Origin of the sequence: Novosphingobium bradum (assembly GCF_042646485.1) — a bacterium.
Classification (GTDB): Bacteria; Pseudomonadota; Alphaproteobacteria; order Sphingomonadales; family Sphingomonadaceae; genus Novosphingobium; species Novosphingobium bradum.
This window is the reverse complement of record NZ_JBHRTQ010000007.1, coordinates 770,359-788,124: the sequence shown is the minus strand read 5'-3', so window position 1 is coordinate 788,124 and position 17,766 is coordinate 770,359. Positions and strand designations below refer to the sequence as shown.

Here is a 17,766-nt window from a genome sequence, read left to right as displayed (position 1 = left end):
GCCGCAGGCTGACTGATCGACCCGGCGCTCAGGAATCGAGCGCCTCGTCGAGCAGCACTTGCACCCGCGCGGCGTCCGGGAAGCCCTCAGCCACCCAGCGCGCTTCCACCGCGCGCAGCACCCGCGCCACCTGTGGCCCCGCGCCCACGCCCCGGGCAACCACGTCGGCCCCCTTGATCGGCAGGCGGGGAATGTCCCAGTTCTCCAGCGCGGCGAGGTCGCGCCCGGCCAGCAACAGGCGGTCGATCGCCTCGGCGCGGCCCAGCCGATAGGCCAGGGCGCGGGCATTGTCGGCCGGATCGCCGGCGCGCGCCGCCGCCGTCGCCAGCCGCTTGCGCTGGGCGGTGGACAGGCGCAGCCGCGCGGCCACCTGCTCGGCCGTGGCCGGATCGGGCGGCAGCAGCGCGGCTAGCCGGCGCATGGGATCGGGCGCCACCCCGGCCGCGCGCTCGGCGCTCACCAGTGCCGCCAGCCGGTCGGGATCGCCTTCCGGCAGGATCACCCCCAGCACGCCAAGATGCGCCATGCGCGCCAGGGTCGGGGCCGGATCGGGCAGGGCCAGCAGGTTGAGCAATTCCATCGCGATCCGTTCGCGCGAGAGGCCTTTGAGCGTGGCCGCCAGTTCCGCGCAGGCGCTCTCGCTTGCCACATCGGCCGGGGCCGAGCCGAACCGCGCCTGGAAGCGGAAGAAGCGCAGGATCCGCAGGTGATCCTCGCGGATGCGCTGGCGGGCATCGCCGATGAACCGCACGTGCCGCCCGGCGAGGTCCGCCAGCCCGCCGAACCAGTCGAACACCTCGCGGCTGACGGGATCGGCATAGAGCGCGTTGATGGTGAAATCGCGCCGCGCCGCATCGTCCTGCCAGTCCTGTGCATAGGCGATGGTCGCCCGGCGCCCGTCGGTCGACACGTCGTGGCGCAGGGTCGTGATCTCCACCGGGCCTTGCGCGAGGATCGCGGTGACCGTGCCATGGGCGATGCCGGTGGGCACCGTGCGGATGCCCGCCGCGGCCAGCCGCTCGACCACCGCTTCGGGGGCGAGCGGCGTCGCCATGTCGATGTCCTTGACCGCCAGGCCCAGCAGGGTGTCGCGCACCGCCCCGCCGACATAGCGGGCATTGTCCGGCCCCAGCGCCGCCACCAGCGCCGCCAGGTCCGCCCGCGCGGTCCACGCCGCCGCCGGGAGGCGCGCGCTCATTGCCGCGCCCTCAGCCATGCCAGCCGAGCCGGCGCGAGAGGTTGACCATCAGTGCGCCCGTCACGCCCCATATGCGGTGTTCCTGCCAGAAGATTTCCCAGAACGTGGCCGAGCCTTTGGGGAAATCGCGCGTGGCGCGCTTCTGGTTGGCCGGGTTGAACACGTGATCGAGCGGCGCCTCGAACCACTGGGCCACCTCGGTGGGGTTGGGCACCAGTTCGAGATCGGCCGGGACCACGCCGATCACCGGGGTGATTGCATAGCCGGTGCGGGTGCGGAACAGGTCGCTTTCGCCCACGATCCGCACGGCCTCGGGCGGAATGCCCAGCTCCTCGTGCGCCTCGCGCAGGGCCGCCTCGACCGGGCTTTCGCCCGGATCCAGCTTGCCGCCGGGAAAGGCTACCTGGCCGGGATGGGCGCGCATATTGGAGGGCCGGTGGATCAGCAGGACGCCGGGTTCCGCGCGCTCGGTGATCGCCACCAGCACCGCCGCATCGCGCAGCACCGTGCCCGCCGGATGCCCATGGTCGCCAGCCAGCTCGATGTCGGTCCGGGCATGGCCGGCCTCATGCAGGTCGAGCAGGCGGGAGAACAGCGCGCTCATGCCGGCACCAGCGAAAAGCGCCGGCCCTGGCTGGTCACGCACCAGTCGTCGCCCTCATCCAGCGCCAGATCGGCCAACTGGGCATAGGTGCTGCGGTTGAGCCGGGCCTCGCAGCCATGGCGGACGGCAAGGTACAGTGCGGGCACCGCAGCATCGCCCGCCGCGCGCAAGGGGTGGTCGGGGCCGGCCAGCACGATGTCGTCGGTGTTGAGCCGGAAGGCGAGGCCGCCTGCCCCCGAACCATCGGCGCGGCGCACCACGTCGGTGGCGATGAAGGCGGCATCGGCCACCGCTATGGCAAGGCGCTGGTGCGGGGTCATCAGCCAGTGCCGTCCGTCCCCGTCGCGCACCAGCAGGCCGGCAAAGGCGCGGATCATGGCCGGGCGGGTGATCTCCCCGCCTTCGTGAAACCACCGGCCATCGGCGCGGATTTCCATGTGGCTCTCGCCCGTTTCGACCGGCGCCCACTGGTCCAGCGGCGGCAGGCGCCGCGCGGCGACCTCGGCGGCGATGTCGGCCAGCGACAGCGCGGCAAGTTCGGGCGGCGGCTCATAGGGCATGGCCCGGCGATGCCATCGCCGGGGCCGGGGTGCAAGGGCGCGTAAGCGAAGATCGGGGGGCGAAGGCGCGAGCGAAGGGGCGCCGCTCAGCGCAGCCAGGGGCCAAGCGTGCCTTCTGGCGGCAGGACCGCCGGATTGTCACAGCGCACCAGCAGGCGGTGCTTCACGTAAGGCCCGGGCAGCGACCAGCCCTGCGTGCCCGCATTGGCGAAACCCCAGCGGCCATAATATTCCGGATCGCCGATCATCACCTGCGGCAAGGGCGCGCGCGGATCGAGCGCGGCGAGGCTCGCGGTCATCAGCGCCTTGCCATAGCCCTGGCTCTGGTGCTCGGGCAGGACCGCCACCGGGCCGACCATGATCATGGGATGGGCGCGCCCGGCGGGATCGGTCAGCGCCACCGGCCAGCACTGGATGGTGCCGACCAGCATCTCGTCCCGGTCCAGCGCGGCGAACGACAGGCCGGGCAGCCACTCGGTTCCCGCGCGCACCTTGTAGGCGGTGCGCTGGTGGCGCTCGGGTTCGAAGGCGCGGTCGAGCAGGGCTTCGACCAGCGCCGGATCGACCGCATCGAGCGGAATGAGATTGGCTGCGGACATAGGGCCGCGCCGATAAGGCCTATCCCCCGGCGGCGCAACGCTTCTCTGCGGCCATTCGCGCAGGCCATCTGCGCTCTGGCGCCCACTTGTCCACGCAGGCGCGGGCAGGGCGGCTTGCCGACCCTTGCCGCCGGCGCGATAGGGGGCGGGTGACCGTGGAATCGCCTTCAGCCCTGCCGTTCCCCCTCGCGCCCGGCGAACGGGTGGTGGCCGGGGTCGACGAGGCGGGCCGGGGGCCGCTGGCCGGCCCGGTGGTCGCCGCCGCCGTGGTCCTGTGCAAGCCGCGCCCGGCCGGGCTCGATGATTCCAAGAAGCTTTCCCGTAGCGCCCGCGCCCTCCTGGAAGAGCGGATCAAGCGCCGCTGCCTGTGGGCCGTGGGCGTTGTCTCGCCCCAGGAGATCGACCGGCTCAACATCTTCGGCGCCACCATGCTGGCCATGACCCTCGCGGTCGAAGGGCTCTGCGCGAAGCTCGGCGGCGACCCCCACGAAGTGCTGGTCGATGGCAATCTCACCCCCCACGGCCGGCGGGCGGAATGGCGCTGGCCGGCGCGGCCGATCGTTGGCGGCGATGCCATCGAGCCGTGCATCTCGGCCGCCTCGATCATTGCCAAGGAACACCGCGACCGCCTGATGCGCGAACACGCCGAGGCCCATCCGCACTATGGCTGGGAACGCAACGCCGGCTACGGCACGCCCGAACACCTCGCCGCCCTGCGCCAGCACGGCCCGACCCCGCTCCACCGCCGCTCCTTCGCGCCGGTGGCCCAACTGGTCCTGCTCTGACCCGGTCCCGATTTTGGGCCGGCTCAGCCCCAGGCCATCCGGTTCATGCTGGCCAGATAGGCCTGGAAGCGTTCTTCCATCGCTTCGGGGGAGGTCGGCAAGGTCCGTTCGCCGCCCGGCTCGCCGCCCTCGGCGGAGCCCTGCATATCCGCCTTGCTGTTGACCCGCGGATAGGGTTCGTCGGGAACCGGAACGCCCAGGAAACGGCACAGCGGCTCCCACCCGTCGGCGGCGCGGTGGACCAGCAGGCGCTCGGGCGGCAGGCCCGCGATCACCTCGTCGCGCCAGCGGTTGAACCAGTCGATCATGAAGTCGCGGTCATCGAGCCGGTCGACGAAGGGGCCGACCACCGCGCCCAGCATGAACTCGCGCACCGGGCTGTTGAGGAAGCCCGCGATGTTGCGGGGCGCGAAGATCGTCTCGCGCACCGAGGCATACCAGCTTTCCGCATCGCGGTCGGACAGGATGATCCGGGCCTCGGGATAGTGCGCCGCAAGCTCGCGCCAGTAGGTGCAGGTGGGATAGTCGACCGTGGCGTGGAAACCCTCGAACACCGCGTCCCAGTCCGGCCTGCCGGCCACCACCTCCAGCCACTGGGGCATCCGCTGCCGCGCGTGGCCCATGATCTCGGTCATGTGGTAGCACGGCCCGAAGCCCAGATGCTCGAGCGCCAGCTTGAGCGATAGCGTGCCGGTCCGACCCAATCCCGCGCCGATTACCTTGAGTGCCATGGTCCTGTCTCCCGGGGGCGCGTTCTGCTGACGCGGCTGTTTGGCCCAACCTGTCTCACCCGGGCCGCGATCACAAATTATTTGCGCGCCGCGTGTCGCGTGGCCCGACCACAGCATCTAGAGTCCCGACCCCACGGCGGGACTCTACCCCTTGTGTGGGACTCGTTCTGTTCCGCCTCGCCATTGGCCGAAAACCCAAGGAATCCCGCCGAGTCGCGACTTGACGGCGAGTCGCGGATGACTCATTCCGACGGTGTTATCCACAAGGGGCACTCACCAATGGCCGAGCTTCTGCTCAAGGAACGGACCGCGAAACCGCGCGAAAAGGCGCGGACCGCCGGCAAGGGTGCGCGCGAGGTGCGCGAGCTGCTGCCGCTGGGCCAGATCATTCCGGGCGATTGCATCGAGGCCATGCGCTCGCTGCCCACGGCCAGCGTCGACCTGGTCTTCGCCGATCCGCCCTACAACCTCCAGCTCGGCGGCGATCTCGCCCGCCCCGATGGCAGCCATGTCGATGCGGTGACCGACGCCTGGGACAAGTTCGACAGTTTCGCCGCCTACGATGCCTTCACCCGCGCCTGGCTGGCCGAGGCGCGCCGCGTGCTCAAGCCCACCGGCTCGCTGTGGGTGATCGGCTCCTACCACAACATCTTCCGCGTCGGCGCGATCCTCCAGGACATGGGCTTCTGGGTGCTCAACGACATCGTCTGGCGCAAGGCCAACCCCATGCCCAACTTCAAGGGCACCCGCTTCACCAATGCCCACGAAACCCTGATCTGGGCCTCCACCGGCGAGAAGGCGAAGTACACCTTCAACTACCGCGCGATGAAGACCCTGAACGACGAACTCCAGATGCGCTCCGACTGGGTCCTGCCGATCTGCTCGGGCCAGGAACGGCTGAAGAAGGGCGGGGCCAAGGTCCACCCCACGCAGAAGCCGGAGGCGCTGCTCTACCGGGTGATGCTGGCCACCTCGAACAAGGGCGACGTGATCCTCGATCCGTTCTTCGGCACCGGCACCACCGGCGCGGTGGCCAAGCGTTTGGGCCGCCAGTGGATCGGCTGCGAGCGCGAGGCCGCCTACCGCGAGGCCGCGCTTGAACGCATCGAGCTGGCCCTCCCGCTCGACGAGAGCGCGATCACCACCATGCAAAGCCCGCGCTCGGCCCCCAAGGTTGCCTTCGGCACCCTGGTGGAAACCGGCTGGATCGCCCCCGGCGCGCAGCTGTCCGATCGCAAGCGCCGCTTCGCCGCCACGGTCCGCGCCGATGGCTCGCTGGCCTGCGGGGCCGAAAGCGGCTCGATCCACGGCCTTGGCGCCAAGCTGCAAGGCGCGCCCTCGTGCAACGGCTGGTCGTTCTGGCACGTGGAGCACGAAGGCGCGTTCAAGCCGCTCGACGATCTGCGCCAGCTCTATCTCCTGGCGACCGAACCGTGATCCTGATCCTCGCCCTGGCCTGGGCCAGGCGGCAGCGCCGGCGCGCGCGATGACCGCCCATTACCTGCGCCCGATCGCGCTCGCCGAAAGCCCCCAGTCCGAACACGGCGCCGCCGTGCGGCTGGCCGGCGGGCTGGTCTTCGCCTGCCGCTTCGCCGTGATCGCGCGGACGGGCGGCAAGGTGGTCTCTCGCGAGGTCTACGGCGCGCGCGACCTTGAAGCCGCGCTCCCCGGCCTGCCGGATGAGATCGCCGCCCAGTGGGCCGATCTCCAGCGCACGACCGCGCCGCTGGCCTGCGGCGCCCGCACGATCCGGCTCGACCAGCCCCAGGTCATGGGCATCCTCAACGTCACGCCCGACAGTTTTTCCGACGGCGGCGAGTTCCTCGACAAGCCCGATGTTGCCCAGGCCCACGGCGCGGCCATGCTCGAAGCCGGCGCGGCGATCGTCGACATCGGCGGCGAATCCACCCGCCCCGGCGCGCCCGGCGTGTGGGAAGGCGATGAACTGAAGCGGGTGATTCCGGTGGTCGAGCGCCTGTCGGCCATGGGCGCCGCGATCAGCGTCGACACCCGCCGCGCCGCGGTGATGGAAGCGGCGCTGGCAGTCGGCGCCCACCTGTTCAACGATGTTTCCGCCCTGCGCCACGATCCCCGCAGCCTCGAACTTGCCGCCCGCTCGGGCGCGCCGGTGGTGCTGATGCACGCGCCGGGCGAGGGCGAGGATCTCCACGCCAATGCCGCCTATGCCGATCCGGTGCTTGATGTGTTCGACTGGCTGCGCGCCCGCCGCGACGAGGCGCTGGCCGCCGGCATTGCGCGCGACCGCATCATCCTCGATCCCGGCCTCGGTTTCGGCAAGTCGCTGGCCGGCAACCTCGCGCTGCTCAATGCCCTGCCGCTGTTCCATGCGCTGGGCCAGCCGCTGCTGGTCGGCGCCAGCCGCAAGCGGATGATCGGCGCGCTATCGGGCGAGGCGCCCGCCGGCCAGCGCCTCGGCGGCTCGATCGCGCTCGCGGTCAAGGCGCTCGATTCCGGGGTGCAACTGCTGCGGGTCCATGACGTGGCGGAAACCGTCCAGGCCTTGCGCGTCTGGCGCGGCCTGCGCGACGCGGCCCTGACCGACTTCGCGCAATTGCCGCTTTAGCGCTTGCGACCCAGGTCCGCTTCCCACCGCGAGGCGGGGACGACACGCGGCGCATTTTCGGCCGGTGCCGGCGCACGGGCAAGGTCCAGCGGGATGTCATCGTCGTTACGGCTGTCGGCGGCGTGGCAATCGCGCGCGGGAACCAGTTTCCAGCCCGTAAGCAGGGTTCCGGCCGGTTCGATGATGCTGTGCAGGCTCATGGGCAAGGGCAAGCTCCCGGAAGGCTCGGCTGACCCTTCCATGCCCGTTCAATCGGCCGCCCGGCGCCCGGTTCCCCCGCTCGTCGCATCGATCAGCGAAACGGCGATGAGCCGCACCAGCCAGACGGCAGCCGCCACCGCCTGCATGGCAAAACCGGCCGAAACGGCCCAGAACAGCGGGCCGTGAACCTGAGGCGTGCCAACCCCAAGCCCCAATGCAAGACAAGAAATCAGCAGGATCAGAAAGGCAAGCGCGGCGGCGGCGGCCGTCGGGATCGGGGTCATTGTTTCGATCTTCTCTTGATTGTCAGGCGGCGGAATCGATACCGAGTTCCGAAAGTTTGCGATAGAGCGTGGAGCGCCCGATCCCCAGCCGGCGGGCCACTTCGGTCATCCGCCCGCGATAGTGGCCGATCGCCAGCCGGATCACGTCCGCCTCGATCTCCTCAAGCGGCCGCAGGTTGCCATCGGGCGTGTAGAGCTGCACCCCGGGCGAGCCGTGAACCGCCTGGTTGCCCGGCGTCACCTGCTGCTCCACCCCCAGCATATTCGACAGCTGGGGGAAATCGGCTGCGGTCAGGGCATCGCCTTCGCAGAACACGCAGGCGCGAAACAGCGTGGCCTGGAGCTGGCGGACATTGCCCGGCCAGTCATAGGCGGCCAGCAGCGAAAGCGCGCCGTCGGTAATGCCCACCCGGCGCAGCCCCGGCTGTTCGCCGATCCGCGCCAGGAAATGGCGGGCGAGGGCCGAAATGTCCTGCGAGCGTTCGCGCAAAGGCGGCAGCATCACGCAAACGGGCGCCAGCAATTCGTGCAGGCCCGGCAGGAAGTGGCCGGTGGCGACAAGGTCGGCTAGCGGATAGTTGCTTGCCGCGATCAGGCGCACGTCCACCCGGAAAGAATGGCGCGCGCCGATCGGGCGAACGTCGCCGCGCTGGATCGATTCGAGCAGCCGATCCTGCACCGAAGCCGGCAGCCGGTCGATCTCGTCGAGCACCAGCGTGCCCCCGTCGCAATGCTGGAGCGCGCCGACCTGGCGATCGAAGGCGCCGGGAAAGGCGCCTTTTTCGTGGCCGAACAGCAGCGATTCGATCGAATTGGCCGGCGTTGCGCCCACGTTGACGATCCGCAGCGGCCCCTTGGCGCGCGGCGAGGCGGCGTGCATCGCGCGCACCACCATTTCCTTGCCGGTGCCGGTCTCGCCTTCGATGAGCACGTGACTGTGGCCGCGCGCGGCCTTGGCCGCCACGGCCAGCGCGGCGCGGAAGGTGGGCGCGGCGCCGATCATCGCATCGAAGCTGGGCGGGCCGGGCATCTTCTCGGTCAGCGGGGCCAGTTCGTCGCGCGGGGTCTCGCGGGTGGTGGCCGCGCGCAGGGCGTGCATCAGCCGCTCGGGCGCCACCGGCTTGATCAGGTAGTCGGTCGCGCCCGCGCGCATGGCTTCCACCGCCAATAGCGGCGATGCGCTGGCGGTCAGCATCAGGATGGGCAGGGCGGGGCGTCGCGCCTTCAGCTCGGCAATGAGATCGCAGGCCTCGTCGCCCGGCACCCACTGGTCGAGGATGATCGCGGAAAGCTGCATCCCCTGGCGCGTGCCCAAGGTGGCGATCGCCGTTTCGGAATCGCGCACAACCAGGGTGCGCCAGCCCTCGCGGGCGGCCAGCGCCGAAACCAGCCGACTCTGGGCCGGCTCGTCGTCGATCAGCATCAGCAGGCGCTGTTCGCTGTCGCCGGACGGGGTGCGCGTAATTGGTTCCACGTCCAATGGCCTAGCAGCGAAGGGTAAAAGGCAGCTTAAGCCTGACCGCGCCCTCCCGACCGCAGCGCCGGGGCCGGATTGGCGGTGCAGGGGGGCTTGGCTGGCGGCGCCGGGCAGGATAGAGCTTGCCCCGCAAGACTATCCCCCCGCCGCGCGCGGCTCACTTCAAGGGTAAGATCAACAATGGCTTCGTCGAACGATATCAAGTCCTCGCAGGAAACCTACACCGGTTTCCTCAGCGCCGCGAAGTGGGGCACGATCGCGGCCGTGCTGGTGGCGGCGCTGGTCGTTTTCCTGATCACCCGCTGATCAACCCGGGCGGGGGGGCGCAATGCGGCTGGCAGTCCTGCGCGAACGCGCGGCGGGCGAAACGCGCGTTGCCGCCACTCCCGAAACGGTGAAGAAATTCATCGCGCTGGGCGCCACCGTCGCGGTTGAACCGGGGGCAGGGGCCAGCGCCGCCATTCCCGATGCCGACTATGCGGCCGCCGGAGCGCAGCTTGTCGCCGATCCCACGGTCGGCGCCGAAATCGTGCTGTGCGTGCAGGGGCCGGAACCCGATCTGCTGGTGGGCCTGGCCCCCGGCGCCTGGATCGTCGGCGGCCTCGATCCTTTTGCAAGGGCCGATCGGGTGGAGGCTTGGGCCACGGCGGGGCTCGAAGCCCTGGCCATGGAATTCATGCCGCGCATCACCCGCGCGCAGTCCATGGACATTCTCTCCAGCCAGTCCAACCTTGCCGGCTACAAGGCCGTGATCGAAGCGGCCAATGCCTATGGCCGCGCCTTTCCGATGATGATGACCGCCGCCGGCACGGTTTCGGCGGCGCGGGTCTTCGTCATGGGCGTCGGCGTCGCGGGCCTCCAGGCCATCGCCACCGCCCGCCGCCTCGGCGCACAGGTTTCGGCCACCGACGTGCGCTCTGCCACGAGGGAGCAGATCCTCAGCCTCGGTGCCAAGCCGATCTTCGTGGAGAACGTGGCGGGGATCGAGGGCGAAGGCGCCGGCGGCTATGCCACCGAGATGAGCGCTGAATACCAGCAGGCCCAGGCCGAACTGGTGAGCGCGCACATCGCCAGACAGGACATCGTGATCACCACGGCCCTGATCCCGGGCCGCGCCGCGCCGCGCCTGATCACCGATGCCCAGATCGCCACGATGAAGCCGGGCAGCGTGATCTTCGATCTCGCCGCCCCGCAAGGCGGCAATGTCGAAGGCTCCGTGGCCGATCAGGTGGTTGAACGCCACGGCGTAAGAATCCTCGGCTTCAGCAACACGCCCGCGCGCCTGCCAGCCGATGCCTCGGCCCTCTACGCCCGCAACCTCTACAACTTCCTCTCCGCCTTCTGGGACAAGGAGGCGCAGCGGCCCGTGCTCGACGAGGAAATCGGCAACGCCGTGCGCCTCACGCAAGCCGGCAAGGTGGTCAGCGAGAGGCTGCTGGGGTGAGGGGAGGGGCCGCCCCCTCAGCCAGCGCTCCGCGCTGCCACGGTCGGTCACCCCAGAATCTCCCCCTCTGGGGGAGGTGGCCCGCCGCAGGCGGGTCGGAGGGGGACTGAATGGAAGACCACACCCCGCAAGCCCTCTCCGCCGCGCGCAGACTGCGCCGGCAGATGTCGTTGCCGGAAGGTCTGCTCTGGCAGCAACTGCGCCAACGGCCGATGGGCCTGAAATTCCGGAGCCAGCATCCGGTTGGCCCGTTCGTCGTCGACTTCTACTGCGCTGCTGCCTGCCTCGTCATCGAGGTGGATGGGGTCGCGCATGACCGGGGGGACCGGCCCGAGCGGGATGCCCGACGCGAAGCGTGGCTGTCCGAGCGCGGCCTTCGCCTGGTTCGCATAGCCGCCAGGGCAGTTCTCCGCGACCCTGCGGCGGTTGCCGATTCCATCGTTTCGCTATGCCTCGCGCCCCCTCCGTCAGCCGCTGGCGCGGCTGCCACCTCCCCCGGAGGGGGAGTCTCTTCCGGAGTTCCTTGCTGACATGGACTTCATTGCGATCCTCTCGATCTTCGTCATGGCCTGCTTCGTGGGCTATTACGTCGTCTGGTCGGTAACCCCGGCGCTGCACACGCCGCTGATGGCGGTGACCAACGCGATCTCCTCGGTGATCATCGTCGGCGCGCTGGTCGCCGGCGCCGCCAAGGGCGCGGCGGCGTCGTCCTGGCTCGGGCTGGCCGCGATCACCCTGGCCTCGATCAACATCTTCGGAGGCTTCGCGGTCACCGCGCGGATGCTGGCGATGTACAAGTCGAAGAGGAAGGGCTGAAGGGAATGGACCACACGATCCTCCCGCCCTGGGCGCTGCTGGCCTATCTCGGCTCCGGCGTGCTGTTCATCCTCGCGCTGCGCGGCCTGTCCTCGCCGGCCACCAGCCGGCTGGGCAACCGTTATGGCATGGTCGGCATGGCGCTGGCCGTCGCCACCACGCTGGCAACGCAAGCCCCGATCCCGCCGGGGGACTGGTGGCCCCGGCCCACGCCCGCCGATCTCGTGATCCTGGCGAAGATCCTCGCCGCCATCGGCCTCGGCGCGGTGATCGGCCTCACCACCGCGCGCCGCATCCAGATGACCGCGATGCCCCAGCTCGTCGCCGCCTTCCACAGCCTGGTGGGCCTTGCCGCCGTGCTGGTGGGCCTGGCCGCCTATCTCAATCCCCACGCCTTCGGCATTCTCCTGCCCTCGGGCGCGATCAACCCGGATAGCCGGGTGGAAATGGGCCTGGGCATTGCCATCGGCGCAATCACCTTTTCCGGCTCGGTCATCGCCTTCGCCAAGCTGAACGGCAACATGAGCGGGGCGCCGATCCTCCTGCCGGCGCGCCACGCGATCAACTTGGGCACCCTGCTGGCGATCCTCTGCCTCGTCGCCTGGTTCACCCACGATGAAAGCCTGTGGGTGGTCGCGGCGATCACCGCGCTCTCGTTCCTGATCGGCTTCCTGCTGATCATTCCCATCGGCGGGGCCGATATGCCGGTGGTCGTCTCGATGCTCAATTCCTATTCGGGCTGGGCGGCCGCCGCGATGGGCTTCACGCTCCACAACACCGCCATGATCATCACCGGGGCGCTGGTCGGCTCCTCGGGCGCGATCCTCTCCTACATCATGTGCAAGGCGATGAACCGCTCGTTCCTCTCGGTCATCGCCGGCGGCTTCGGCGCCGAGGCGGCCGTGGCCGGCGAAGCGCGCGAGCAGCGCCCGTGGAAGCGCGGGAGCGCGGAAGACGCCGCCTTCCTCCTCCAGGAAGCCGAAAACGTCATCATCATCCCTGGCTATGGCATGGCCGTCGCCCAGGCCCAGCACGTGCTGCGCGAGATGGGCGACCTGCTCAAGAAGCAAGGGGTCTCGGTCAAATATGCGATCCACCCGGTCGCCGGCCGGATGCCCGGGCACATGAACGTGCTGCTGGCCGAGGCCAATGTCCCCTATGACGAGGTGTTCGAGCTGGAAGACATCCAGGGCGAATTCGCCCAGTGCGACGTCGCCTTCATCATCGGCGCCAACGACGTGGTGAACCCGGCCGCCAAGACCGACAAGGCCAGCCCGATCTACGGGATGCCGGTGTTCGACGTGGAGAAGGCCAAGACCATCATGTTCATCAAGCGCTCGATGGGCGGGGTGGGCTATGCCGGGGTCGATAACGACGTGTTCTACATGGACCAGACCATGATGCTCCTGGCCGATGCCAAGAAGATGGTCGAGGATATCGTGAAGGCGCTCCAGCATTGAGGAAGCGAACGTGAAGCGGATGGCTTGCAGTGTCGTTGCAGCGGGCTTGCTGCTGTCGGGCTGTGTCGAACGGATCGCGGAAAGCCGGGTGCGCTCGGCGCTCGTCGAATCCGGCCTGTCGGCGGAAACCAGCGCCTGCATGGCCCGCCGCATGGTCGACCGGCTGACCATCGCCCAGCTCCGCAAGCTCCAGGCCCTGCGCGGCCCCAAGCGCTCGCTGGCCGACTATGTCGCCGCCGTCCGCAAGGTGGGCGACCGTGAAGTGCTGGAAGTCACCGCCAGTTCCGCCGCCCTGTGCGCGACCGGCCTTGGCTGATCCGCGACCAGGCGCAACCGACACGCTGGACCAATCGTCCCCGCCTGCCTAAGGGCAGCGGGAACGGGGGTTCACCACCAGTTTTCACGGGGAGATTGCGACCTTGCGCAAGCTTGGCCTCATCGGCGGTATGTCCTGGCTGTCGACACGCACCTATTACGATCACCTCAACCGGCTGGTCCAGGCCCGCAAGGGCCGCCAGTCGAGCGCGCCCCTGCTGATCGAAAGCCTCGATTACACCGATCTCCAGCGCCTCCAGACGGCCGAGGAATGGCGCCGCGCCGCCGGGGTCCTGGCCGATAGCGCCCGCCGCCTCGAAGCGGCCGGCGCCACCGCGCTGGTGATCGGCTCCAACGCCATGCACAAGGTCTATGACGAGGTGGCCGGCGCGGTCTCCGTGCCGGTGCTCCACATCGCCGATTGCGTGGCCGACCGCATGGCCCATGACGGCGCGCGCAAGGCCGCGCTGATCGGCACCCGCAATGTCATGGCCGAAACCTTCTATCGCCAGAAGCTGATCGCCCGCGACATCGAGCTGCTGCCGCCCGAGATGCGCTTCGTCGATGCGCTCGACCGGATCATCTACGACGAGCTGATGCTGGGCAAGGCCACCCGCCAGGCCGAGCGTGAGCTCAAGACCATGATGGTCGAACTCCAGCGCGCCGGCGCCCAGGCCGTGGTCCTGGGCTGCACCGAGCTGGAAATGGTCGTCGATGTCGATGCCAATGTCCTGCCGATCTACGATTGCACCCGCATCCATGCCGAATGCGCGGCGCAATGGATCCTGGGCGACTGATGGAGCAGGCCCGCGCGCCCTATGCCTGCGATCCCGCGCGCAGCCGGGGGCGCGAATTTGCCGCCGACGATACCGTGCCGCGCGGCCCGCGCGGCCCCTACCAGCGCGACCGCGACCGGATCATCCATTCGATCGCCTTCCGCCGCCTGCGTCACAAGACCCAGGTGTTCATCGCGCCCGATGGCGATCACTACCGGGTGCGGCTCACCCACAGCCTCGAAGTCGCCCAGATCGGCCGGACCATCGCCCGCGCGCTCGGCCTTGACGAAGACCTGACCGAAGCCCTGTGCCTCGCCCACGACATCGGCCATCCCCCCTTTGGCCACGCCGGCGAGGAAGCGCTCGACATCGCGCTGGCCGGGCAGGGCGGGTGGGATCACAACGCCCATTGCCTGCGGACGCTGATGCGGCTCGAAAGCCCCTATTGCGAATTCGACGGCCTCAATCTCACCTGGGAACTGCTCGAAGGCCTGGCCAAGCACAATGGCCCAGTTTCGCAGCCCAACTGGGCGCTTGCCGAACTCGATGCGGCCTGGCCGCTGGACCTTGGCGAATGGTCATGCCTCGAAGCCCAGGTCGCCAGCCTGGCCGACGATATCGCCTACGACAACCACGACATCGACGATGGCCTGCGGTCGGGCTTCCTCAAGCTCGACGAACTGCTCGCCCTCGATTTCGTCGCCGACCAGTGGCGCGCGGTGGAACGCCGCTTTCCGGGTGCCGAGCGCGATCGCCAGTTGCGCGAACTGGTGCGCGGCCAGATCGGCCTGATGGTCAACGATCTCATTGCCGAAACGCGCGGCCGCGCCGCGGGGATGGGCCGCGCCGCCGATGTCCGCAAGGCCGGCCGCGCCACCGCCGCCTTCTCGCCCGAACTCGCCGCCCGGGAGGCGCGCCTCAAGTCCTTCCTCTACGAGAAGGTCTACCTCCACGCCGAACAGCTCGCCACGGCGCAGCGGGCGCGCGAAGTTACCGCCACGCTGTTCGCCGCCTATTCCGCCGATCCCGCGCTGATGGGGCCGGGCTGGGCCGAACGGCTCCAGGAGGCCGAACCGGACCGCAGCCGGCACATCGCCGACTATCTCGCGGGCATGACCGACCGTTTCGCCATTTCCGCCTATGCGCGGATCACCGGGATCACGCCGGAAGGCCTGCAGAATGTCTGAGCGGGTGCGGATCTGCCTGGTCGGCGCGAGCGGCCTGGTCGGCTCGGCGCTGATCCGGGCCTGCGTCGGCCGCGCCGATGTGCGCCTGGTTGCCGTGGCCCGGCGCGAGCTTGATCTGCCGCCCGGCGCACGGATGGAAGTCCTGCTGGCCGATCCCGAACACTGGGGCGATGCAATCGCGGCGGCCCGCCCGCACAGCGTGGTCTCGGCCCTTGGCACCACCTGGGCCAGATCGGGCAAGGACGAGGCCGCCTTTCGCGCGGTCGATCAGGACCTGGTGCTTGCCTGCGCCCGCTGGGCGGTGGAGGCGGGCGCCCGTCAGTTCATCGCCATCTCCTCGGTCGGCGCCGATGCCGCGGCGCGCGGGCTTTACCTCAGGGTCAAGGGCGAGATGGAGGATGCCCTCGTCAAGGCGGGCGTGCCCCGGCTCGATATCGTCCGCCCGGGCCTGCTGCGCGGGCCGCGGGCCGAACGGCGCCCGCTCGAACGGCTCGGGCAGATCGTGGCGCCGCTGCTCGATCCGCTGCTGGGCGGCAATCGCGCGCGCTATCGCTCAATCCGGGCCGAAACCCTGGCCGAGGCGATCCTGGCCCTTGCCCACGAAAAGGCGCGCGGCCGGTTCGTCCATGAATGGCCCGCGCTCGATCGCCTGCTCAAGCGCCAGGCCTTCCAGGCCTCGATCCGCCAGCAGATGGTCACCGACTAAGCGGAGCCTGTGGAATAGTTTGCCGGTGCGCCAAGCCGCGCGTTGACTTCGCGCGCCGGCATCTCCAGCAGAAAAGCTGACGCTGACCGCGCGGGAGAGTCCGTTGCGAATCGCCGGCCCTTTCATTCGGGGCCATGGGGTTCGAAACGGCGCCGAAGGAGCAACCGCCCCGGAATCTCTCAGGCATCAGGGACCGCGTGGGGTCGATAGCGTCGCTCTGGAAAGTGCCCGCCCGGTTTCGGACGTGCCGCCGAAGGGGTAACCCGGTTTGCTGGCCCATGCGGGCGGGGAACGGGGGAAAGCTCTCAGGCTTCCGTGACAGAGGGGGCACGTGAACCGTGTGCCAATCCTGTGCGGAGCAGTCCTGTGCCTGATGATGCGGCCTTCGAAGAGGCCAACGACAATCTCGACGAACTTCCGGCCGAACCGGAAATGCTCCCGCTCGATGCCTGGCACCGCGCCCGCGGCGGCCGCATGGTGGATTTCGCCGGCTACTGGATGCCGGTCCAGTATGACGGGGAAGGTGGGGGCATCATCGCCGAACACCTGTGGACCCGCCACCACGCCGGCCTGTTCGACGTGTCGCACATGGGCCAGCTCGCCGTTTCGGGCGAAGGGGCCACCGCTGCGCTCGAAGCGATCCTGCCCGGCGACATTTCGGCGCTAAAGCCCGGCCGCCAGCGCTATTCGCTACTGCTCGACGAGGCCGGGGGCATTCTCGATGATCTCATGGTCACCAATCGCGGCGATCATTATTATCTCGTCGTCAACGGCGCGACCAAGTGGGACGATATTGCCCACCTGCGCGAATATCTGCCCGATGTGATCACCCTCAACCTGCTTGACGAACACGGCCTGCTCGCCCTGCAAGGGCCGGAAGCCGCCTCGGCGCTGGCCGCGCTCGGGCTGAAGCCCGCCTTCGCGGAAATGCCCGAGGTATCGGACCTCAAATTCATGCAGGCCGCCGCCTACCACTGGGGCGAAGTGCCGCTCGGCGTCAGCCGCTCGGGCTATACCGGGGAAGACGGCTACGAGATCTCGGTGCGCGCCGCCGACATCGCGGCGCTAGCCGATGCGCTCTGCGCCCAGCCGCAGGTTCGCCCGATCGGCCTTGGCGCGCGTGACAGCCTGCGCCTCGAAGCCGGCCTGCCGCTCTATGGCCACGATCTTTCGCCCGAAACCGATCCGGTGAGCGCGGGCCTGGCCTTTGCGATCAGCAAGCGCCGCCGGGCCGAGGGCGGGTTCCTGGGGGCCGATCCGGTGCTGGCCGCACTGGCCGCCGGCACGCCCGCGGTCCGCGTCGGCCTGGCCCTCGAAGGCCGTCAGGCGGCCCGCGAAGGCGCGCTGGTTTTTGCCGGGGATCAGGAAGTTGGCCGGCTGACTTCGGGTGGTTTCTCACCCAGCCTCAACCACCCCATCGCCATGGCCTATGTGGCCACCGCCCAGGCCGCGGAAGGCACCGCGCTCACCATCGAGGTGCGGGGCAAGCGCCTGCCCGCCCGCGTGGTCGCCATGCCCTTCGTCCCCCACCGCTATCACCGCTGAGGATCTCGCCATGACCACCTATTACACCAAGGATCACGAGTGGATCGCCGTCGCCGGTGACACCGGGACCGTGGGCATCACCGACTATGCCCAGGGCCAGCTCGGCGACATCACCTTCGTTGAACTGCCCGAGGCCGGCGCCACGGTGAAGCAGGGCGATGCGCCGTGCGTGGTCGACAGCGTCAAGGCCGCGTCCGATGTCTATGCGCCCGTCAGCGGCACGGTGACCGAGGCCAACGAGGCGCTGGCCGATGCCCCCGAACTGGTCAACACCGAGGCCGAGAGCGGCGGCTGGCTGTTCCGCCTGACCCTGGCCGATGCCGGGGAGCTGGCCGGCCTGATGGATCGCGCCGCCTACGACGACTACGTGAAAGGCCTGTAACCAGCCGTTCCTCCCCGCTTGCGGGGAGGGGGACCGCCGGGACGGCGGTGGCGAGTGTTCTGCCGCCACGCCGCGCCATCCGGCAAACCCCCACCACCACCCCGAGGGTGGC

Annotated in this window: 22 protein-coding genes and 2 riboswitches; of the genes, 14 read left to right on the top strand and 8 right to left on the bottom strand. The window is 69.5% G+C overall.

Annotated features, from left to right (window positions below):
* Positions 1-28 precede the first annotated feature (28 nt).
* The 4 genes from ACFOD9_RS09645 to ACFOD9_RS09630 form a co-directional block, all read right to left on the bottom strand.
* Positions 29-1,198, bottom strand: coding sequence for a CCA tRNA nucleotidyltransferase (locus tag ACFOD9_RS09645; protein WP_379509869.1), 1,170 nt, complete (start codon positions 1,196-1,198; stop codon positions 29-31).
* A gap of 10 nt (positions 1,199-1,208) precedes the next feature.
* Positions 1,209-1,802, bottom strand: a complete 594-nt coding sequence (locus ACFOD9_RS09640; RefSeq protein ID WP_379509868.1) for a CoA pyrophosphatase — start codon at positions 1,800-1,802, stop codon at positions 1,209-1,211.
* Positions 1,799-2,362 (bottom strand): DUF1285 domain-containing protein, encoded by a 564-nt coding sequence (locus ACFOD9_RS09635; RefSeq protein ID WP_379509867.1) that lies wholly within the window; start codon positions 2,360-2,362, stop codon positions 1,799-1,801. The genes ACFOD9_RS09640 and ACFOD9_RS09635 overlap by 4 nt, the downstream gene beginning before the upstream one ends.
* 86 nt (positions 2,363-2,448) lie before the next feature.
* Positions 2,449-2,961, bottom strand: a complete 513-nt coding sequence (locus ACFOD9_RS09630; RefSeq protein WP_379509866.1) for a GNAT family N-acetyltransferase — start codon at positions 2,959-2,961, stop codon at positions 2,449-2,451.
* A 149-nt stretch (positions 2,962-3,110) separates the two neighbouring features.
* Here ACFOD9_RS09630 and ACFOD9_RS09625 point away from each other — a divergent pair, with 149 nt between their 5' ends.
* On the top strand, positions 3,111-3,746 hold the full coding sequence (locus tag ACFOD9_RS09625) for a ribonuclease HII (RefSeq protein ID WP_379509865.1): 636 nt from the start codon (positions 3,111-3,113) through the stop codon (positions 3,744-3,746).
* A 23-nt stretch (positions 3,747-3,769) separates the two neighbouring features.
* Here the strand turns inward: ACFOD9_RS09625 and ACFOD9_RS09620 are convergent, their stop codons facing one another.
* Positions 3,770-4,477 (bottom strand): sulfotransferase family protein, encoded by a 708-nt coding sequence (locus tag ACFOD9_RS09620; protein WP_379509864.1) that lies wholly within the window; start codon positions 4,475-4,477, stop codon positions 3,770-3,772.
* 279 nt (positions 4,478-4,756) lie between these two features.
* Here ACFOD9_RS09620 and ACFOD9_RS09615 point away from each other — a divergent pair, with 279 nt between their 5' ends.
* Positions 4,757-5,914, top strand: a complete 1,158-nt coding sequence (locus ACFOD9_RS09615; protein WP_379509863.1) for a site-specific DNA-methyltransferase — start codon at positions 4,757-4,759, stop codon at positions 5,912-5,914.
* Positions 5,915-5,963: 49 nt separating this feature from the next.
* Complete coding sequence (gene folP, locus ACFOD9_RS09610; RefSeq protein WP_379509862.1) at positions 5,964-7,061, top strand: dihydropteroate synthase; 1,098 nt, start codon at positions 5,964-5,966, stop codon at positions 7,059-7,061.
* Here the strand turns inward: folP and ACFOD9_RS09605 are convergent.
* From ACFOD9_RS09605 to ACFOD9_RS09595, 3 genes are read right to left on the bottom strand one after another with little or no spacing between them, the layout of a single operon-like run.
* Entirely contained in the window at positions 7,058-7,261 is a 204-nt protein-coding gene (locus ACFOD9_RS09605) for a hypothetical protein (RefSeq protein WP_379509861.1), read from the bottom strand. The genes folP and ACFOD9_RS09605 overlap by 4 nt on opposite strands.
* Positions 7,262-7,309: 48 nt before the next feature.
* Positions 7,310-7,546, bottom strand: coding sequence for a hypothetical protein (locus ACFOD9_RS09600; protein WP_379509860.1), 237 nt, complete (start codon positions 7,544-7,546; stop codon positions 7,310-7,312).
* A gap of 22 nt (positions 7,547-7,568) precedes the next feature.
* The gene (locus ACFOD9_RS09595) at positions 7,569-8,969 is read right to left on the bottom strand and encodes a sigma-54-dependent transcriptional regulator (RefSeq protein ID WP_379509978.1); all 1,401 of its coding nucleotides are present in this window, start codon (positions 8,967-8,969) and stop codon (positions 7,569-7,571) included.
* A gap of 234 nt (positions 8,970-9,203) precedes the next feature.
* Here ACFOD9_RS09595 and ACFOD9_RS09590 point away from each other — a divergent pair, with 234 nt between their 5' ends.
* The 11 genes from ACFOD9_RS09590 (at position 9,204) to gcvH (ending at position 17,654) form a co-directional block, all read left to right on the top strand.
* Positions 9,204-9,329 carry an aa3-type cytochrome c oxidase subunit IV gene (locus ACFOD9_RS09590; protein ID WP_379509859.1) on the top strand — a complete coding sequence of 42 codons (126 nt, stop codon included), beginning with the start codon at positions 9,204-9,206 and terminating at the stop codon, positions 9,327-9,329.
* A 22-nt stretch (positions 9,330-9,351) separates the two neighbouring features.
* Positions 9,352-10,467, top strand: coding sequence for an NAD(P) transhydrogenase subunit alpha (locus ACFOD9_RS09585; RefSeq protein ID WP_379509858.1), 1,116 nt, complete (start codon positions 9,352-9,354; stop codon positions 10,465-10,467).
* Between the two features lie 110 nt (positions 10,468-10,577).
* Positions 10,578-10,997 carry an endonuclease domain-containing protein gene (locus tag ACFOD9_RS09580; protein ID WP_379509857.1) on the top strand — a complete coding sequence of 140 codons (420 nt, stop codon included), beginning with the start codon at positions 10,578-10,580 and terminating at the stop codon, positions 10,995-10,997.
* Position 10,998: 1 nt separating this feature from the next.
* Positions 10,999-11,283: a proton-translocating transhydrogenase family protein gene (locus ACFOD9_RS09575; RefSeq protein ID WP_379509856.1), complete on the top strand. Its 285-nt coding sequence runs from the start codon at positions 10,999-11,001 to the stop codon at positions 11,281-11,283.
* A 5-nt stretch (positions 11,284-11,288) separates the two neighbouring features.
* Positions 11,289-12,743 carry an NAD(P)(+) transhydrogenase (Re/Si-specific) subunit beta gene (locus tag ACFOD9_RS09570; RefSeq protein ID WP_379509855.1) on the top strand — a complete coding sequence of 485 codons (1,455 nt, stop codon included), beginning with the start codon at positions 11,289-11,291 and terminating at the stop codon, positions 12,741-12,743.
* 19 nt (positions 12,744-12,762) lie between these two features.
* Positions 12,763-13,059 (top strand): hypothetical protein, encoded by a 297-nt coding sequence (locus ACFOD9_RS09565; RefSeq protein ID WP_379509977.1) that lies wholly within the window; start codon positions 12,763-12,765, stop codon positions 13,057-13,059.
* A 130-nt stretch (positions 13,060-13,189) separates the two neighbouring features.
* The gene (locus tag ACFOD9_RS09560) at positions 13,190-13,855 is read left to right on the top strand and encodes an aspartate/glutamate racemase family protein (RefSeq protein ID WP_379509854.1); all 666 of its coding nucleotides are present in this window, start codon (positions 13,190-13,192) and stop codon (positions 13,853-13,855) included.
* A complete protein-coding gene (locus tag ACFOD9_RS09555; protein ID WP_379509853.1) occupies positions 13,837-15,021 on the top strand; it encodes a deoxyguanosinetriphosphate triphosphohydrolase in 1,185 nt (394 codons plus the stop codon). Before ACFOD9_RS09560 ends, ACFOD9_RS09555 begins: the two co-directional genes overlap by 19 nt.
* On the top strand, positions 15,014-15,727 hold the full coding sequence (locus ACFOD9_RS09550; protein WP_379509852.1) for an NAD(P)H-binding protein: 714 nt from the start codon (positions 15,014-15,016) through the stop codon (positions 15,725-15,727). Before ACFOD9_RS09555 ends, ACFOD9_RS09550 begins: the two co-directional genes overlap by 8 nt.
* A gap of 81 nt (positions 15,728-15,808) precedes the next feature.
* A riboswitch (glycine riboswitch) is annotated at positions 15,809-15,933 on the top strand.
* Between the two features lies 1 nt (position 15,934).
* Positions 15,935-16,059, top strand: a riboswitch (glycine riboswitch).
* A gap of 100 nt (positions 16,060-16,159) precedes the next feature.
* A complete protein-coding gene (gene gcvT / locus ACFOD9_RS09545; RefSeq protein ID WP_379509976.1) occupies positions 16,160-17,272 on the top strand; it encodes a glycine cleavage system aminomethyltransferase GcvT in 1,113 nt (370 codons plus the stop codon).
* 10 nt (positions 17,273-17,282) lie between these two features.
* Positions 17,283-17,654, top strand: a complete 372-nt coding sequence (gene gcvH, locus ACFOD9_RS09540; protein WP_379509851.1) for a glycine cleavage system protein GcvH — start codon at positions 17,283-17,285, stop codon at positions 17,652-17,654.
* Positions 17,655-17,766 lie beyond the last annotated feature (112 nt).